Genomic DNA, 16,405 nt, shown 5'->3' on the forward strand with positions numbered 1-16,405 from the left:
GGAGATAGGATGATGTGGGGGTCACCGTCTTGGTTGGAAAACTACCTGGACCTGTTGCAGTTAGAACGGGAAGAAGCGTCATTCGCCTATTTGGAACAAATTTGTCGTCGTCATCTCGCGGTCTTTCCCTTTGAAAACGCAGGTAAACTGATCGATCATCACGAGGGGCGATTCCCTTCCCGGCTCGTGCCGTCGATGGAGGAATTTCTGGAAAGGCATCGCGCTCAGCAGCTGGGCGGTACATGCTACATTCTCAACTCCCATTTGTTCCGGCTGTTGCGGGCATTGGGGTTTGATTGTCGGTTGCTGCCTGTGGGGGAGAGCCATGTGGCGATCCTGGTGCGGCTCCCGGACTTGGGAGGAGAGCGGGTATATGTGGATGTAGGATCTGCTTCCCCCCTGTACCGGCCGGTACGTTTTGAAACAGAGCCCCAAAACCGCACAGGCTTCGGCGGATATGAAGTCCGGTTGAGACCAGTGGAGGATGGAGAGGGGCGGTGGCGCTATACGCGTCATATCGATGGCCGCTTGGGTGAGCCGATCTGGACCTTTGATCCGGATACGACGGTTTCTTCCATCCAATCCTTTTCCAAAGCGATCTACCGTTCGTACCAACCGGACGGAGCCTTTATGACAATATTGCGCTGCCAGGTGTGGCAGTGGGAACGAAGCCGGAGCTTGTCCCTGGTGAACAATCGCTTTTCCATCCGTCATCAGGATGGAGCCGTCGAGAAGCGGACATTGGCGGATCGAAAAGCGATCCGGCAAGTGATGGAGGAGGAGTTCGGATATCCCGACTTTCCATCCGGCCGGGTGATGGATATCCTAGAAGAGCGGGGAGTATCGGTGTTTCCGAAATCAGACACAGCATAACAGCTAGATCGGTTGTGTTTATGGATTAAAGGAAAGCTTGCGGGCTTTCCTTTTCACTGTGTTCACGGGATTTCCCGATGATTTCGGAGAGAAATTGATTTTTTCTGTAAGGACCGGTATAGTTGGCATCTCCTTTATGAACCCTGCGGCAAAAAAAGTGAAAGGGAGGGTCCAATCTTTCTTAATAAATGAGTGATTGCGATCCTCTTTACTTTCTAGAAATTTGATGTTACTTTGTTATTGTAAGCGATAACATGAGTGAATATTCATTCATTTTATGTTTGTGTTCCACCTGAGTACATCCATTCTCAGTGCTATGCCAGTTGTAAAATTGCAGCCAATAAAATAAGGGGATAGAGGTCGTGACGGTGATTCTTATGTGATCAACGGTCAGAAAACCTTTATCACCAACGGTATTCAATCGGATCTCGTCTTGGTTGTCTGCAAAACCGATCCCAAAGCCGTACCCAAGCACAAAGGCATCAGTCTGATTGTAGTGGAACGGGGCAGCCCGGGTTTTTCCCGGGGGAGAAAATTGGACAAAATCGGGCTTCACAGTCAGGATACCGCTGAGATATTCCGGTTTCCGCCATCTATGCAGGCACCAATGAAATCATGAAGACGATCATCGCCAAAGACATGGGATTGTAAGATCGGGAAGGAGATCGATTCATGGAGATGCCGCTGCGTTCCATTCGCATGTTGGATCTGACAAGGCTGCTGCCCGGCCCGTACTGTACCATGCTATTGGCTGATTTCGGCGCGGAAGTGATTAAAATAGAAGATCCCCAGATCGGGGACTACGCCAGGTGGCATGGACCAAAGCTGGGTGAAGAGAGTGCCCTGTTTCATTCTTTAAACCGAAATAAAAAAAGTTTTTGTTTGGATTTGAAGTCTGAGCAGGGAAAGGACATCTTTTTGCAACTGGTTCAAACAGCGGATGTGGTGGTAGAGTCCTTTCGCCCCGGTGTGATGGACCGGTTGGGACTGGGTTACGAGGCATTGGCGAAGGTCAATCCAAAGCTGATCTACTGTGCCGTGACGGGATATGGACAGGATGGTCCTTACTCCGCTTTTCCCGGACATGACATTAATTATTTGAGTTACACCGGGTTTTTGGATTTGCAGGGAGAACGGGGCGGACGGCCGGTGGTGCCGGCGGTTCAAATCGCCGATATCGGGGGCGGTTCCTTAATGGCCGCCGTCGGCATATTACTGGCACTGCAAGCCAGAGCACGGACGCAAAAAGGACAGTTTGTCGACATTTCCATGATGGACGGTGTCGTTTCCTGGATGCAGACGATTCTCCCCGACTATTTGGCGACGGGTCGGCCGCCCCGGCGCGGTGAATCGATGTTGGCAGGCGGCAGAGCCTGCTACGGGGTTTATGAAACGGCCGATCAGCGATTCCTCGCAGTCGGTGCGCTGGAACCGAAGTTTTGGGAAACCTTCTGCCGGATCATCCAACGTCCCGATTGGATTTTCCGCCTGGAAGCTCCCTTGGATGAGCAGGAGAAGTTGAAAGAAGAAATTTCATCGATCATCAAAACTCGTACATTATCGGAGTGGATGGACGCTTTTAAGAATCAAGAAGCGTGCGTTTCACCCGTCCTCCAGTTGGAGGAAGTACAAGCAGACCGGCAAATCAAGCACCGGCAAATGATTGTGGATGTGGAGCATCCCGCGTTGGGGACTATCCAACAACCGGGTATTCCGATTCAATTATTGGACACAAAGGGTGCGATCCGTTCTCCGGCTCCGTCATGGGGGGAACACACCAAAGAATTGTTGCTCGAACTGGGCTTTACCGAAGAGCAGATTACACAGTTGAAAAAAGAAAATACCATTTGAAAGGGTGGTTCCACGTGCGCGAAGCGGTCATTATCGAAGCCGTCAGAACCCCGGTGGGTCGTAGAAACGGAATATTAAGCGGAATTCGAGCCGATGAGCTGGCGGCGGAAGTGCTGAAAGAAGTGGTAAACCAAGCGGGTTTGTCTCCGAAGATGGTGGAAGACGTGATCATGGGGTGTGTATCGCAAGTGGGGGAACAAGCTGCAGATATTGCGAGAGTCGCTGCTTTGATTGCGGGTTATCCCACCGAAGTTCCCGGAACGACGATTGATCGTCAGTGCGGATCGAGTCAGCAGGCTGTTCATTTTGCTGCTCAGGCGATTATCAGCGGAGATATGGATGTGGTCGTTGCGGCTGGTATTGAAAACATGTCCCGTGTTCCCATGTTTTCCAACTTGCAGGGAGTCGATTTCAGCAAGAAGTTAACCGCACGCCATGAAATGATCAATCAAGGGTTGTCGGCAGAAAGAATCGCCGAAAAGTGGAGACTCAGCCGCCAACAAATGGATGAATTCTCTCTCGAGAGTCACCAAAAAGCCCTGGCGGCTCAGAACGAAGGCCGTTTTGAGCGGGAAATCATCCCGATTGAAGTGACGCTGCCGGATGGAACGAAAGCAATGGTCACGAAAGATGAGGGCCCGAGAGACGATACTTCTTTGGAAAAACTAGCCCAGCTTTCTCCCTCATTTAAGGAAGGGGGCCATATTCACGCCGGTAATTCCAGTCAAATCAGTGACGGGGCGGCGGCTGTTTTGCTGATGTCCAAAGAAAAAGCGGAGGAACTCGGTTTAAAACCTCGTTTTCGAGTGCTGACACGAGTGGTGGTGGGTTCGGATCCCACATTGATGCTGACCGGCCCAATCCCTGCAACGGAAAAGGTATTGGCCAAAGCGGGTTTGCAATTAAACGATATGGATGTATTTGAAGTCAATGAAGCGTTTGCCTCCGTTCCGCTGGCCTGGCTGGCCGAAACGGGTGCCGACCCCTGTAAGCTCAATCCCAACGGCGGAGCGATCGCGCTGGGCCATCCGCTGGGAGCCTCGGGGGCCCGGTTGATGACAACGATGGTTCACGAACTGGAACGCACCGGCGGTCGCTACGGATTGCAAACCATGTGTGAAGGTCACGGGATGGCCAATGCCACGATTATTGAACGGTTAGTTTAGTACTATAGTTGCGCTTATAAGAGTAGGTGCAGATGTGAGAAGGGAGGGTGGTGGGATGGCTGCGATCCTTTGCACTCACAGAGTACAAGTCTCGCCTGAGTCGCTTTGCTCCTGGTCTCGCTATGCGCTTTTTGCAAGAGATCGAAGACAGCCCACCAGCCCGACCAACCCACGTTCCTATACACTCTTCGTACAAATGCAACTGTAGTACTAGCTAGAGTGATAACCGAATCATCAGGAGGGATCGGATTTGGATATTCGAGATCATGTCGGTTTTGTCACAGGAGGGGCGTCGGGTTTAGGGGAAGCGACCGTTCGTCAGCTGGCCGCCCATGGGGCCAAAGTGGTGATTGCCGATCTGCAAGAAGAAAAGGGGAAGGGGTTGGCAGAAGAATTAGGGGAGAATGTCCGGTTTGTCAAAACCGATGTCACAGATGAGGCAAGTGTCCACCACGCTGTCCATCAGGCTTATGAAATAGGGCAGGGCATTCATATCCTGGTCAATTGTGCGGGAATCGGAGCGGCTCAAAAAACCGTCAGTAAAAAGGGACCGCATGATCTGGCTGTCTTTCAAACGGTCATTCAAGTGAACTTAGTCGGTACCTTTAATGCGATCCGGCTGGTGGCTGAACAAATGGCCGCCAATTCCCCCAATGAACAAGGGGAAAAAGGCGTGATCATTAATACCGCCTCTGTGGCGGCTTTTGAAGGGCAAATAGGGCAGGCCGCTTACAGTGCTTCCAAAGGTGGGATCGTCGGGATGACGCTCCCGATTGCCCGTGATCTCGCCCAACACGGCGTGCGTGTGATGACGATTGCACCCGGCCTGTTTGATACACCATTATTCAGTGCACTGCCGGATCAAGCACGCCAAGCACTAGGGGCAATGGTACCTTTTCCTTCCCGCCTCGGGGATCCATCCGAATATGCTAAACTCGTGCAAAGTATTATCGAAAATCCGATGCTAAATGGAGAGGTCATCCGTTTAGATGGCGCAATCCGGATGCAACCCAAATAATCTCGAAAAAACCGCTGGAGTCGACTAGATTCCGGCGGTTTTTTCGTTTACAACCGGCTAAGAAAGGGGAGCAAGGGAGGTTCCAATCCGAGCCCCGCCGTATTATGAAAAATCCACATCGTATAAAAACTCTAGTTGCTTCTCCTGAAAGGAATGGGGAACTCGTCGTAGCAACGCGTTTCTTAGGGAACAGATCCAACGGTTTTCGATCTGTGCCATCTTTCCGATGGACCATGATGTGTTGACGATCTTCCGGGTTCGCTTGATCCTTTGCTCTTGAAATGCTTGAAAAGCGGCCACTGGGTTTGATTGCTCGTCGATGCATCGGGACAGGACGAGGGCATCCTCAATCCCCTGACACGCGCCCTGCCCCATATTGGGAGTGGTGGCATGGGCCGCGTCTCCGATCAACACGATTCGGTCAAAGGCAAACCGGTCGAGGGGCTCCAGATCGACAATATCATTCCAGATCACTTCCTCTTCCCTTGTCATCCGCAGGATCTGAGGAATCGGGAAGTGGTAGTCCCCGAAGTGTTTCAGCAAGTCCCTGTTCCGGTAACCGGCGAATACCCGGCTGTTCTCTTCCGCATTGATTACAGCAAACCAGTAAATCTGCCGGTCGGAAAGGGGAACGATACCGAACCGTCCCTTCGGTCCCCATGTTTCGGTTAGTTCCTCTTTAAAACCGTCGGGAACGCCCGATGTGACTCCTCTCCAGCAGGTGTAACCGGCATATCTCGTTTTTAAACCGGGAAGCAACTGTTTCCGAATGATGGAGTGGATTCCGTCGGCTGCGATCAGAACATCGCCCCGGCCGGTCTTTCCGTCGGCGAACCGAACCGATACTCCCCGGTCATCCTGTTCAAATCCGACACATTTTTTGTTTACGGTCACGGTTCCGGATTTCAGGGATCGGACCAATACATCGTGCAAATCACTCCGCAGAACGGCGATGCTGTCCGTTTGAAACTTTTGATCGAGCCGGTCCGTATCCAATTTGGATATGACGTTCCCCTTCTCGGAAAGAACTGTGACCGTTTTGTTCACCTTGCCGACCCGCAGGATCTTTTCGCCGATCCCCAACCGGAACAACCCCTTCAAGGCGTTCTGTCCGAGAAGCAGACCCGCGCCGACCGGCTTCAGTTCGGGGTAGCTCTCAAACACCTTCACCTCATGCCCCTTCTGTTGTAGGGTGATGGCTGTGCACAGACCGCTGATCCCGGCGCCGATGATCATGACGTTCACTATTCACCGCCTCCTCCCGTTTCTGTTCAATCTTTTTTTCCGACACCTTCCCAGAGGATTTCCAGGTGATTGTCAAAAATATCGAGGATGTCGTATTTCTCTGGATCAGTGAATGAAAGCCAGGTAATAAGTGTCTGAAAATAGAGCCCGACCAAGGTGGATGCCACTTGATCGGGATCGGGCTGATCCGAAATCTCCCCTTCCCGCATCGCTTCCTGTACAAGAGAAGATAACGCCGATTGGAAGGCTTCGATGGTGCGGGATTCTTCATGCAGTAACAGTCGGGAACGGATGTTTTCGGAGATGGTGATTCTGGCGATGTCCGGATGTTTCGTGTATCGGGATAACAGATCCCCGAAGATTTTTTTCACCCGTTGACGAAAGGGCTTCACTGTCCCATGTCGTCGGACAGATTCCTCCAACCTCTCCAACTGGGAATTTCCCAGATATAAAAGTATTTGTTTTTTCTCCGAAAAGTAATTGTAAAAGGTTCCTTTGGCGATTCCGCAGGCGGCTGTGATCTCCTCCACGGTCACAGGTTCAAACCCCTTTTCCTTAAATAGGCGCAGAGAGACCAGGAGAATTTTCTCCTTCAGCTCTTTTTTTCGCTGTTCCCTTAGCATGACGAATTCCTCCAAACCCCAGGGATGACTTGATTCATTTTATGACTATGTTCAAAAAATGACTGTAGTCATATTTATAATAAACCGGAACGGTGAGAGGTTTCAAGGAAAAATGATATCGGATTTCAGAGATAGCCTAAACGTAAGTGTAGAGACCGTAAACGATTGGATCAAAAGTAAACCACTTTGTGCAGCAAAGCGAGAGTCTTTTAAAATCAAAAAAAGAGTATGGGAACGATTTTCTGTTGAATCGCGTCTCAAAAGAGGATATCGAGGCTGTAATAATATCTAAAAAAGTAAAAGGATGAAACGGCCTGATACCCTCTAACATGAAAAAGACGGCCCGCTTTATAGGGGCCGTTTTATGTAGGTCTGGTTTCCCGTATCCTAGGATTTCGCAAAATGTTTGGTCAGTTTTTTCCACTTTTTTTTCAACCGGGTGGGGATGGACCGGTCTGGATATTCGGTGACAAAATCAGATTTATTTAGATAATGCCGGCAGTTATAACAAGGTTTGTTGGGTTCTCCCGACTTGACTCGAAGCGTAGAAATCACCAGATCCTCCAATTTTGAACCATTCATGAGAGCATCATTGACCGCACTCATTTCGGCGCACCACAAAACAGGCCAAATCTCCAGACTATGGTTCAAACTTTCCTCCATGTCCGCAGTGGGGTCGATCACCTGAATATACGGACTCGTCACTCCCTGGTATAGGGACTCCATCCCCTTCCATCCATCCTCTCCCAACATCACGAGAAAACGATCAAAACCACCCAGGATTTTTCCTGTTTCAGATATCATAAGAGCGAGATGATTGCTGTAAGCTTCCCCGATCACCACCAACGATTCTCCGATCCGTTCTTCATAATCTCTGATTTGTTCGATAAAAACCTGTCTGGAAGCTTCCCGGGGATCCAGGTGGAAAAAATCCTCCCTATCCCGAAGTTTATAGGCGGGAATCGTTACCCTCAACCCAACGAAACGTTCCAGAAACCGTTTTGCTTCCGGAAAGATCCGATATCCTTCTTCCCGCAGCGCTTGACAATGTACGGAGACATCCATGCGACGGCTAGGTGTCCAACCGGCCCGGATCAGACAGGCCGCTGCATTTTTTGATAGAGGGACCTTCGGATAAATGGCCATTTCTTTCTCTCCTTTCTCTCCCGTGCTTCACCATTGTACTACATGTCCAAAACAGTAACGCTTAGAGAGAAAGACTCCATGTATGGGCTTTTCTAAAGGGCCAGAGGGGAATGGTCGGGGTTCTATACAAAACGGACGCGGTATACGATATATTTGAATGGTTGATCGATATTCTGTTGGTAGCCGTGTGTTTATTTGGTCAGGTTGACCATGATTCTTGGTATTAAATTGGCGCTTTTTGTTGTTTAAAAGACAAGCTTTCATAAAAGAAGCGAAGGGAGCATGGAATGAGGCGAATCTTGGTCATTTTGGCGCTGTTTGTTTGCGGTTGTCTGCTGGTGGGGGGAATCTATCTGTGGACTCTCGTCTCCCAATATGACGACACCCCCTTTCCAACCGAAAAACGGGATGTGGCCATCGTTCTCGGAGCTGCGCTGTGGGAGGAAGAACCCAGTCCCGCATTGCGCGAGCGGCTGGAAGCGGCTCTTCAGTTATATGAGGAAGGGTTGGTAGAGGTACTTGTCCTATCAGGAGGCGAGGGAAACGACGGCATCAGTGAGGCGGAAGGGATGAAGCGATACCTGGCGGCAAAAGGAATCCCGGCTGAGTCCTTGTTGTTGGAGAATCAGGCAGCCAACACATGGGAAAATTTGCATTACTCCCAGTGGATCATTCAACAAGCAGGAGCGACCGAAGTCTATCTCGTTACGCACGATTATCATATGAAGCGTGCGATGGAAATGGCGAAGCGGATTCAGATGGATGCGGTACCGGTCCCGGTTCACTCTCGGGTGTTGTTCACCCCTTATCACAAGACGCGGGAAAGTCTGGCATTCGTTAAGTTTCGACTGTTTCAGAGTGGATAATATCACGTTGGCTGTATATCAGCGGAAAATGGTATCGTATATATCCGTTGATCGTGGAATGAATGAAACGACAGGAAAACTAAATGGTATACTGAGTCGGTATCCGTTATCTTCGAATGGGGTGAATCCATGGCCGTCATCATTCCGGGAGAAAAAGTGGCAGCTACCTTTATCCGACGTCCCAACCGGTTTCAGGCGGAGGTCGAGATCGACGGGGAACGGGAGATCGTCCACGTTCCCAATACCGGCCGCATGGACGAAATGCTTCACCCTGGAACACCTGTGGTGCTGGAGCGATCGGACAACCCCAAGCGGAAGCACCGTTACGGCTTGCGGTTCGTTAACAAAAACGGTCACTGGATCTGTATCCACTCGGCTTTGGCCAACCGCGTGTTTCGTGATGCGGTTGAATCAGGACGGATCGATTGGGTGGAAGGTCCGATCCGCAGTGAAGTGAAAGTGGGTGATAGCCGCATGGATTTCCGCATCGACGCGAATCCCCCCACTTGGGTAGAGGTGAAGTGCGTCACCTATGAGGAGAACGGGGTGGCGATGTTTCCCGATGCTCCCACGGTTCGCGGACAAAAGCATGTGGACGAGTTGATCCGTGCGGTAACAGAAGGGGATAAAGGTGTCATTGTATTTGTCGCCTTCATGGACTTCGTCCATCGTTTTACGCCTCACACCGCCATCGACCCTGTTCTGGCGGAGAAAATGGGCCAAGCGCGGAATCACGGCATCTGCATCCACGCCTATCGCTGTTCCATTACCTTTGATGCGATTGAGGTGGTGGATGAGATTCCGGTGGATTTGTAGAGGAAGGTTAGGTTTTCTTCCCGGCACCGTAGTGGTGGTCTCTCATGACCGTTATTTTCTTAACAAGTTGTTTGCACCCACCTATTGGCTCCAGGGTGGGACCTTGACCCGGTTTGAGGGGAATTACGATGCGATGAAGGCGGAGTGGAGACGGCGCGGCATCGGATCGGAGTAATGGATGGCCCCCGTGAAGCGGGATCAATTGGTTCTCCCCGTTTGACATTGTCCGCTAAACGGGTAGGATGAAGAGAGTTTCGTTGAACGGTTGATAAAAGGGGGACCAACGATGAATATCACGATTACTCCGGAAGCCTTCGCCTGGTTCCAGGATGAAATGGGATTGGTGGAAGGGGATGAGCTTCGGTTTCATATCCGCTATGATGATGCCCACTCGGCAGGGCGGGATCAACACGGTTTTTCCTTGCTCCTTACCGTGGAACCGCCCCGACGGCCGGGTGCCAGTGTGGAAGCGGGCGGGATCCGTTTCTTTGTCGAAGAAGGAGAACTTTGGTACTTCGACGGTCAGGATTTACGGGTGGAATGGGACGAAAGAGACGAGATGCTGCGTTTTATCACGGACTGAACAAACGCCCTCTGACTCTATTAGAGACAGGGGGCGTTATGCTTAGATGGAGGGCATGGGTTTCACTCCCATTGATGAACAGCTTGATTCAGGTTGTCGATGGTGACTAAACCCCTTTGCATGGAGGGATGAGGGCACAACTGGTTATATTTTTGGATCATGCGATTGACTTCCTCGACTTGTTCCCGATCCCTCTTTTCAGGTGCGGCCTTTTTATCCAGGTTGCTGAGAAGCTCCTGAATCTGATTTTTGATTTGATGCCGCAACTCCAGCCAGGGAGGGAGATAGTGGGCGTTTTTCAGGATATGATGGAACGCTTCTTCCTCCAAGGTCTTCTTGGACAAGGGCTTTCCTTTGCCGGAGAGGTGGTCGAACCCGCCTTTTTGTTCATGCTCTTTTACGATCTGATCCAGCCAATCGCCATGTCCGGCTGGAGGGAACGTGTTTTCCCGGTCATTTTTCCTTCTGGTTATGGGGATCATCTCCCTTCTCCATGGACTCGGTTAACAGATCCACCAGATGGACCGCCTGCATATGAGATGCAAGGCCCGACCGTTCGATGCCCAGCTTCATCTGAAGCAGGCAGCCGGGGTTGGTGGTGACAAGGATGTCGGCGGTGGTTTCTTTTACGTCATTCATCTTTTCATCCAGGATGTGCATGGATGTTTCAGGATGGGTCAAGTTGTATATGCCTGCGGAACCGCAACAGTGTTCCCCTTTATTCAGCGGCATATAAGTGAGGTCCGGGATAGAGCGGATCAGGGATTCGGGTTCTTGTGACACCTTCATGCCGTTTTTGAGATGACAGGAATGTTGGTAGGTCACCCGCTTGGGAACGGATCTCAGGGGAAGTGGATTCCCCTCGGCGAGCAGTTGGCTGATATCTCGGGTGTGGGCGGCAAACCAGCGGGCGTCTTCAGCAAGCTTCGGTTCGTTTTGGAGCAGATGAGAATATTCCACCAATTGGGCGCCACAGCCTCCGGCGTTGGAAGCCACCCAGTCCACGCCGGCTTCACGGAAGGTGCGGATATTTTCCTTGGCCAAGCGGTGGGCTTGTCGTTCCTCCCCGGAGTGAGCGTGCAACGCCCCGCAGCAGGTTTGGCTGCGGGGGATCACCACTTCATATCCGGCGGCGGACAGCAGACGGGCGGTGTTGACGTTGGTGTCGGCAAAGGCGACATCCATGATACAGCCGCGTAAAAGTCCCACCCGTCCCCTCTTCTTTCCGTGGGCGGGAACGTGGGTTCCGATCCGCTCCACGACACCCTGCATGGAGGCGGTTGGCAGGACGCGGTCCATTTGGCGCAGATGGGGCGGCAACAGGCGGGCCAGGCCGGTACGGTGGACCAGCCAGCGGAGGCCCGATTTTTGGTAGAGTGCCAGCAGCGCACCCACCAGACGCAGTCGGGAGCGATGGGGAAACAACCCTTGAAAAAAGAGATGTCGCATGGTCTTCTCATATCGGGTTATAGGCGCATGTTCGGCGATGGCAGCACGGGATTGTTCCAAGAGACGCCCAAAACGGACATCGGCGGGGCAGGCGGTTTCACATGCCCGGCAGCCGAGGCAAAAGTTCATCTGATTGCGGAAGCTTTCATCCGGTGTCATCCAACCATCGACGGCCGCTTTCATCAGGGCGATGCGCCCTCTGGGAGAGGCGGCCTCCAAGCCGGTTTCACGGTAAGTGGGACAGGCGGGAAGGCAGAATCCGCAACGCATACAATTGGTCAATTCGTCCTCATCGAGGGTGTGGGCCAGTTGTCTCCCGAGGTTATTCCAGGGAGTGACGACGGCGGGATCAGTCTTTTTCGGCTTTGCAGGGACGGGTTGCACCATTACATATTCTCCTTTCGGAGCCGGGGTTGATCGGTGAAGATCTTGCCGGGATTCAGGATCCCCTGTGGATCAAAGGCGTGTTTGATCCCTTTCATGACCGTGATGCCGGCGGCACCCACCTTCCATTCCAGAAACGGGGCTTTGGCCAGGCCGACCCCGTGCTCTCCGGTGATGGTGCCGCCAAAGCGGATCGCCGCTTCAAAAATGTCGGCGAATGCTTTCTCCACCCGCTCGATTTCTTCTGTGTCGCGGGCGTCGGTAAGGAAGGTGGGATGCAGGTTCCCGTCCCCTGCATGGCCAAAGGTGCAGATCTGAAGATTGTACTCATCGGCGATCCGATTGATTTCCCGTACCATGTCAGCAATGCGGGAACGCGGGACGGTCGCGTCTTCCAGGATGAGAGTGGGGCGGAGGCGCGCCAGGGCAGACAAGGCATTGCGGCGGGCTGCCATCACCTGGGCTCCGTCTGCTTCCGTTCGTGCCACCTCCACATGGGTGGCACCTGTTGTTTCCGCGATGTGCCGGATTCGCTCCATGTCCCGCTCTACCACTTCCAGAGGGCCATCCTGCTCCACCAGCAGGATGGCCTCCATTTCCTTAGGGAGACCGATCCGGGCGTAATCCTCCACCACCTGAATCGTTTTTCGGTCCATAAATTCCAAGGTGCAGGGTAGGATTCGGTCCGAGATGATGGCCGAGACGGTGCGGGCAGCGGCGTCCAGATCGTGATAATGGGCTACCAGCGCCCGACGGCTTTCCGGCAGGGGAATCAGTTTTAATGTGGCTTCCGTGATAATCGCCAGTGTTCCCTCGGAGCCGATCAACAACTTGGTCAGGTCGTATCCGGCTACATCTTTGTACAGTTTGCCGCCGGTGCGCAACACTTGACCATTCGCCAACACCGCCTCCAATCCCAGGACATAATCCTTGGTGGTCCCGTATTTCAAGCCCCGCAATCCTCCCGAGCATTCGGCGATGTTGCCGCCGAGGGTGGAGATCTTCATGCTGCTGGGATCCGGCGGATAAAAGAGCCCCTCCTTTTCCACCGCTTCGTGAAGGGTTTGCGTGTATACACCGGGTTGCACGGTGGCGGTTAAATTCTCCTTGTCGATTTCTAAAATTTGATTCATGCGGGTCATCACCATCACCAGCCCACCGGCGACGGGAACGGTATCGGCGCTTAAGTTGCTGCCGGAACCCCGTCCCACAATGGGAATGTGATGCTTGGAGGCGATGCGCAGAACGTCCTGTACCTCTTGGGTTGTGGAGGGGAAGACCACTCCGTCAGGCATGGACTGGTATAAGGGGGTGGCGTCATAGGAGTGGGTAATCCGGGATTCGACATCATCACGTACATGGGCGTCTCCCAATACGGAAACCAACTGCGCTTTGATTTCTGAATTCAACACGGGGACGTTCCCTCCTCTAATCCTTTCTGTTCTATTTCGCGAAGGCGGATAAAATGACCTGGGAGCCGTACACAAACGGATCGAGTGAAGTGAGGAAAACATTGCCTTCCATCGGATTGTTGACAATGGTCGAAATATTGTGTTTGAATGTAGTCGACAGGTCATCAGATCACCTGATGATATGATACCATTTTTCCCACAATGATGAAAGCGGATTCAACTAGAGATAAGGGGGGATAGGTTTGGATTTTTGAAAAGGCTTACATCCTATTACTGATGTGGTAGTCCGCCATAATCGGATTGATTGTCTGCCGTTCACCCAGGTTGTTCATCCATGACGGAATCTTTCATAAAGAGGGAGGTATCGTCCGATGTTGTCTATATTGGCTTTAGTACCCGTCTTGACCGTTTTTGTCCTATTGGTTCTCTTAAAGTGGCCGGCCAAGTACGCGATGCCGATATCGTTTTTAGTGACAGCGGCGTTATCGCTGTGGGTGTGGGACGTTCCCTTCAACCAGGTGGCGGCCGGCACAGTGGATGGTGTGATCACAGCGTTGACATTGTTGTATATCATCTTTGGAGCCATTTTATTGTTGAAAACGCTTACCGAAAGCGGTGCGATCCATTCCCTGCGGCAAAGTTTGACCGAAATTTCACCGGACCGGCGCGTCCAAGCGATTTTGATCGCGTGGTTATTCGGCTCGTTTATCGAGGGTTCCGCCGGCTTTGGGACCCCGGCGGCAGTGGCGGCACCGCTGTTGGTAGGGCTTGGTTTTCCCGCCATGGCAGCGGTGGTGTGTGCTTTAATCATCCAGAGTACACCGGTCACCTTCGGGGCGTTGGGTACACCGATCCTGGTGGGAGTTAACTCCGGTCTAGGACAGGGACAATTGCCTGAAGTCCAGGAAGCGGCAGGGGTTGCCGCGACTGACTGGAGCGGGTACATTGCGGCGATCGGAGCGAATGCAGCATTGGTGCATGCGGTGGTGGGGACGTTTATCCCGCTGTTGATGGTGGCGGTAATGACCCGCTTCTTCGGCCCCAAGCGTTCCTTTGCAGACGGGCTCCGGGTATGGCCGTTCGCTTTGTTTGCGGGGTTGGCCATGACTGTGCCGTATTTGTTGGTGGCGGTTACCCTGGGGCCAGAGTTTCCGTCCTTGTTCGGTGGGTTGTTTGGATTGGCGGTAGTAGGTTTCGCTGCCCGCCAGGGCTGGTTTGTGCCGAAAGAGGAGACATGGGACTTTGAGAAAAAAGAGAACTGGGATCCGATCTGGAATGGTGACATGTTTGATCGCCTAAAAATCGCCACGGATGTTCCCGACGGCTCCCGTATGCCGGGGTGGAAGACGTGGATGCCATACTTGTTGGTGGGGTTGTTCCTGGTGCTCTCCCGTACCGAGACCCTTCCCATCAAAGAATGGTTAAACTCGGTCACCTTTAAACTGGAGGACTTGTTCGGTTCGGGAGTAACGGTTTCAGTGGCTCCGCTCTTCCTGCCGGGTACGATCTTTATCTCTGTGGTGGTGCTCACCTACTTTATTCATCAGATGAAGCCCTCCTCTTTTGGACGAGCGTGGAAAGGGGCGTTCTATACAACCGGTGTTGCCTCGGTCGCCCTTCTCTTCTCCGTCCCGATGGTGAAGTTGTTTATCGGTTCCGGCGGAGGCGGAGCCGGGTATGAGAGCATGCCGATTGCGCTTGCGGAGGGTGTGGCAGTGCTTACGGGATCTCTCTATCCCTTGTTTGCTCCCGTGATTGGAGCGTTGGGTGCCTTTGCCGCGGGCAGCAACACCATTTCCAATATGATGTTCTCCCTCTTTCAGTTTGAAGTGGGTAACCGCATCGGCGTGGATCCCGCCTGGGTGGTGGCTTTACAAGCGGTGGGAGGGGCTGCCGGCAATATGATTTGCGTCCACAATGTGGTAGCTGCCTCGGCCACGGTAGGGCTGGTCAACCGGGAAGGCATTTTGATCCGCAAGTTGTTGCTTCCCTTGGGCTACTATCTCTTGTTTGCCGGAGCGCTCGGGTATGTGGTCCTAAATGGTTTCGGGTTAAATATCGGCAGCGTGCTGGTGGCGGCCATTACCCTTGGGTTGATGATTTTCGTGATTCGGGGGAGTCGTCCCCCCGCTGATACGACTTCCTCTGGAGACTGATCCGATTCTTGACGGAATGCTTTTCATCCGGGAGTGGGAAAGGATACAATGGAACGAAAGTTCCTTTCCACGGGGTGATCGCATTGGCGTTCCGACAAATACGACGAAAAAAAATATATGAGGAAGTGGCGGAAGAGATCAAAGGAATGATGGAGCGGGGGGAATTAAAGCCGGGGGACAAGTTGGCATCCGTTAAGGAACTGGCCGAAAGTTTCGATGTGGGCCGGTCTGCCGTGCGGGAGGCGCTCTCCGCTCTACGGGCGATGGGGTTATTGGAGATGAGGCAGGGAGAGGGGACCTATGTGCGCCCTTTCGATATTCATGCCTTGTCCCGCCCGATCGCTTCCGCCTTGTTGATGAGCCGGGAGCAGATTATGGATCTATTGGAAGTGCGAAAAGTATTGGAAGTGGGAAGCGCCGCCATCTGTGCTGGGCGGCGAGAGGAGTCGGACCTGGCGGAGATGGAACGGGCTCTTGCGGAGATGGAAGCCGCTCTGGGACAGGAAGAGCTCGGGGAACAGGCGGATGTCCATTTCCACTTCGCGATCGCTCGAGGAACGAAGAATCAAATTCTGGTTGACATGATGAATACGATTTCAGATACGATGCGACAGACGATGCGGGAGAGCCGCCGGATTTGGCTGTATGCTGAAGAGGCGATGGCCGAGCGGCTTCTGCGTGATCATCAGTCCATCTATGAAGCGATTCGGGATCGAAACAGCACCTTGGCCCAACAGCGAATGCTGGCGCATTTGGTTCAAGTGGAAGAGGTGTTGCGCCGGTTCGGGGAAACGGAATCGTTGAAAGAGTGAACATC

Annotated in this window: 16 protein-coding genes and 1 pseudogene; 11 read left to right on the forward strand and 6 right to left on the reverse strand. The window is 52.6% G+C overall.

Annotated features, from left to right (window positions below):
- Nucleotides 1–12 precede the first annotated feature (12 nt).
- From JOE21_RS10895 to JOE21_RS10915, 5 genes and pseudogenes are all read left to right on the forward strand, one after another.
- Complete coding sequence (locus tag JOE21_RS10895) at nucleotides 13–873, forward strand: arylamine N-acetyltransferase (RefSeq protein ID WP_309865890.1); 861 nt, start codon at nucleotides 13–15, stop codon at nucleotides 871–873.
- 361 nt (nucleotides 874–1,234) lie between these two features.
- Nucleotides 1,235–1,453 (forward strand): annotated as a pseudogene (locus tag JOE21_RS10900) (acyl-CoA dehydrogenase family protein); the annotation flags it as partial.
- 92 nt (nucleotides 1,454–1,545) lie between these two features.
- The gene (locus JOE21_RS10905; protein WP_309865892.1) at nucleotides 1,546–2,724 is read left to right on the forward strand and encodes a CaiB/BaiF CoA transferase family protein; all 1,179 of its coding nucleotides are present in this window, start codon (nucleotides 1,546–1,548) and stop codon (nucleotides 2,722–2,724) included.
- Nucleotides 2,725–2,738: 14 nt separating this feature from the next.
- Nucleotides 2,739–3,890, forward strand: a complete 1,152-nt coding sequence (locus JOE21_RS10910; protein WP_309865894.1) for a thiolase family protein — start codon at nucleotides 2,739–2,741, stop codon at nucleotides 3,888–3,890.
- Nucleotides 3,891–4,140: 250 nt separating this feature from the next.
- Nucleotides 4,141–4,908 carry a 3-hydroxyacyl-CoA dehydrogenase gene (locus JOE21_RS10915; protein WP_309865896.1) on the forward strand — a complete coding sequence of 256 codons (768 nt, stop codon included), beginning with the start codon at nucleotides 4,141–4,143 and terminating at the stop codon, nucleotides 4,906–4,908.
- 102 nt (nucleotides 4,909–5,010) lie between these two features.
- On the opposite strand, the gene JOE21_RS10920 is transcribed toward JOE21_RS10915, so the two are convergent.
- The 3 genes from JOE21_RS10920 to JOE21_RS10930 all read right to left on the reverse strand — a co-directional run bounded on the left by JOE21_RS10920 (nucleotide 5,011) and on the right by JOE21_RS10930 (nucleotide 7,922).
- Nucleotides 5,011–6,144: an FAD-dependent monooxygenase gene (locus JOE21_RS10920; RefSeq protein ID WP_309866089.1), complete on the reverse strand. Its 1,134-nt coding sequence runs from the start codon at nucleotides 6,142–6,144 to the stop codon at nucleotides 5,011–5,013.
- Between the two features lie 35 nt (nucleotides 6,145–6,179).
- Nucleotides 6,180–6,776, reverse strand: coding sequence for a TetR/AcrR family transcriptional regulator (locus JOE21_RS10925; protein WP_309865897.1), 597 nt, complete (start codon nucleotides 6,774–6,776; stop codon nucleotides 6,180–6,182).
- 387 nt (nucleotides 6,777–7,163) lie between these two features.
- A complete protein-coding gene (locus JOE21_RS10930) occupies nucleotides 7,164–7,922 on the reverse strand; it encodes an SUKH-3 domain-containing protein (RefSeq protein WP_309865899.1) in 759 nt (252 codons plus the stop codon).
- A 287-nt stretch (nucleotides 7,923–8,209) separates the two neighbouring features.
- Between JOE21_RS10930 and JOE21_RS10935 the strand changes: the two genes are divergently transcribed.
- The 4 genes from JOE21_RS10935 to JOE21_RS10950 all read left to right on the forward strand — a co-directional run bounded on the left by JOE21_RS10935 (nucleotide 8,210) and on the right by JOE21_RS10950 (nucleotide 10,187).
- A complete protein-coding gene (locus JOE21_RS10935) occupies nucleotides 8,210–8,788 on the forward strand; it encodes a YdcF family protein (protein ID WP_309865901.1) in 579 nt (192 codons plus the stop codon).
- 129 nt (nucleotides 8,789–8,917) lie between these two features.
- The gene (gene sfsA, locus JOE21_RS10940; RefSeq protein ID WP_309865903.1) at nucleotides 8,918–9,604 is read left to right on the forward strand and encodes a DNA/RNA nuclease SfsA; all 687 of its coding nucleotides are present in this window, start codon (nucleotides 8,918–8,920) and stop codon (nucleotides 9,602–9,604) included.
- Entirely contained in the window at nucleotides 9,582–9,779 is a 198-nt protein-coding gene (locus JOE21_RS10945) for a hypothetical protein (protein ID WP_309866098.1), read from the forward strand. The genes sfsA and JOE21_RS10945 overlap by 23 nt, the downstream gene beginning before the upstream one ends.
- 111 nt (nucleotides 9,780–9,890) lie before the next feature.
- Nucleotides 9,891–10,187, forward strand: a complete 297-nt coding sequence (locus JOE21_RS10950) for a HesB/YadR/YfhF family protein (protein ID WP_309865905.1) — start codon at nucleotides 9,891–9,893, stop codon at nucleotides 10,185–10,187.
- 62 nt (nucleotides 10,188–10,249) lie between these two features.
- Here the strand turns inward: JOE21_RS10950 and JOE21_RS10955 are convergent, their stop codons facing one another.
- Genes JOE21_RS10955 through JOE21_RS10965 form a run of 3 tightly spaced genes read right to left on the reverse strand, consistent with a single transcriptional unit; the run spans nucleotide 10,250 to nucleotide 13,432 of the window.
- The gene (locus JOE21_RS10955; protein WP_309865907.1) at nucleotides 10,250–10,669 is read right to left on the reverse strand and encodes a DnaJ family domain-containing protein; all 420 of its coding nucleotides are present in this window, start codon (nucleotides 10,667–10,669) and stop codon (nucleotides 10,250–10,252) included.
- Nucleotides 10,641–12,023, reverse strand: coding sequence for a (Fe-S)-binding protein (locus tag JOE21_RS10960; RefSeq protein ID WP_309865909.1), 1,383 nt, complete (start codon nucleotides 12,021–12,023; stop codon nucleotides 10,641–10,643). Before JOE21_RS10960 ends, JOE21_RS10955 begins: the two co-directional genes overlap by 29 nt.
- Nucleotides 12,023–13,432 (reverse strand): FAD-binding oxidoreductase, encoded by a 1,410-nt coding sequence (locus tag JOE21_RS10965; protein ID WP_309865911.1) that lies wholly within the window; start codon nucleotides 13,430–13,432, stop codon nucleotides 12,023–12,025. The genes JOE21_RS10960 and JOE21_RS10965 overlap by 1 nt, the downstream gene beginning before the upstream one ends.
- A 371-nt stretch (nucleotides 13,433–13,803) precedes the next feature.
- Here JOE21_RS10965 and JOE21_RS10970 point away from each other — a divergent pair, with 371 nt between their 5' ends.
- Together JOE21_RS10970 and JOE21_RS10975 are read left to right on the forward strand one after the other, a co-directional pair.
- Nucleotides 13,804–15,588 (forward strand): L-lactate permease, encoded by a 1,785-nt coding sequence (locus JOE21_RS10970; protein WP_309865913.1) that lies wholly within the window; start codon nucleotides 13,804–13,806, stop codon nucleotides 15,586–15,588.
- Nucleotides 15,589–15,671: 83 nt separating this feature from the next.
- Nucleotides 15,672–16,400 carry a FadR/GntR family transcriptional regulator gene (locus tag JOE21_RS10975; RefSeq protein WP_309866092.1) on the forward strand — a complete coding sequence of 243 codons (729 nt, stop codon included), beginning with the start codon at nucleotides 15,672–15,674 and terminating at the stop codon, nucleotides 16,398–16,400.
- Nucleotides 16,401–16,405: the final 5 nt, after the last annotated feature.

Origin of the sequence: Desmospora profundinema (assembly GCF_031454155.1) — a bacterium.
Classification (GTDB): domain Bacteria; phylum Bacillota; class Bacilli; order Thermoactinomycetales; family DSM-45169; genus Desmospora; species Desmospora profundinema.

Excerpts from the sequence above, each read along its gene's own strand:
- JOE21_RS10950 (WP_309865905.1), top strand. The coding sequence starts at position 9,891 with ATGAATATCACGATTACTCCGGAAGCCTTCGCCTGGTTCCAGGATGAA.
- JOE21_RS10925 (WP_309865897.1), bottom strand. The coding sequence starts at position 6,776 with ATGCTAAGGGAACAGCGAAAAAAAGAGCTGAAGGAGAAAATTCTCCTG.
- JOE21_RS10930 (WP_309865899.1), bottom strand. The coding sequence starts at position 7,922 with ATGGCCATTTATCCGAAGGTCCCTCTATCAAAAAATGCAGCGGCCTGT.
- JOE21_RS10905 (WP_309865892.1), top strand. The coding sequence starts at position 1,546 with ATGGAGATGCCGCTGCGTTCCATTCGCATGTTGGATCTGACAAGGCTG.
- JOE21_RS10955 (WP_309865907.1), bottom strand. The coding sequence starts at position 10,669 with ATGATCCCCATAACCAGAAGGAAAAATGACCGGGAAAACACGTTCCCT.
- JOE21_RS10970 (WP_309865913.1), top strand. The coding sequence starts at position 13,804 with ATGTTGTCTATATTGGCTTTAGTACCCGTCTTGACCGTTTTTGTCCTA.
- JOE21_RS10920 (WP_309866089.1), bottom strand. The coding sequence starts at position 6,144 with ATGATCATCGGCGCCGGGATCAGCGGTCTGTGCACAGCCATCACCCTA.
- sfsA (WP_309865903.1), top strand. The coding sequence starts at position 8,918 with ATGGCCGTCATCATTCCGGGAGAAAAAGTGGCAGCTACCTTTATCCGA.
- JOE21_RS10945 (WP_309866098.1), top strand. The coding sequence starts at position 9,582 with ATGAGATTCCGGTGGATTTGTAGAGGAAGGTTAGGTTTTCTTCCCGGC.
- JOE21_RS10960 (WP_309865909.1), bottom strand. The coding sequence starts at position 12,023 with ATGGTGCAACCCGTCCCTGCAAAGCCGAAAAAGACTGATCCCGCCGTC.
- JOE21_RS10895 (WP_309865890.1), top strand. The coding sequence starts at position 13 with ATGTGGGGGTCACCGTCTTGGTTGGAAAACTACCTGGACCTGTTGCAG.
- JOE21_RS10935 (WP_309865901.1), top strand. The coding sequence starts at position 8,210 with ATGAGGCGAATCTTGGTCATTTTGGCGCTGTTTGTTTGCGGTTGTCTG.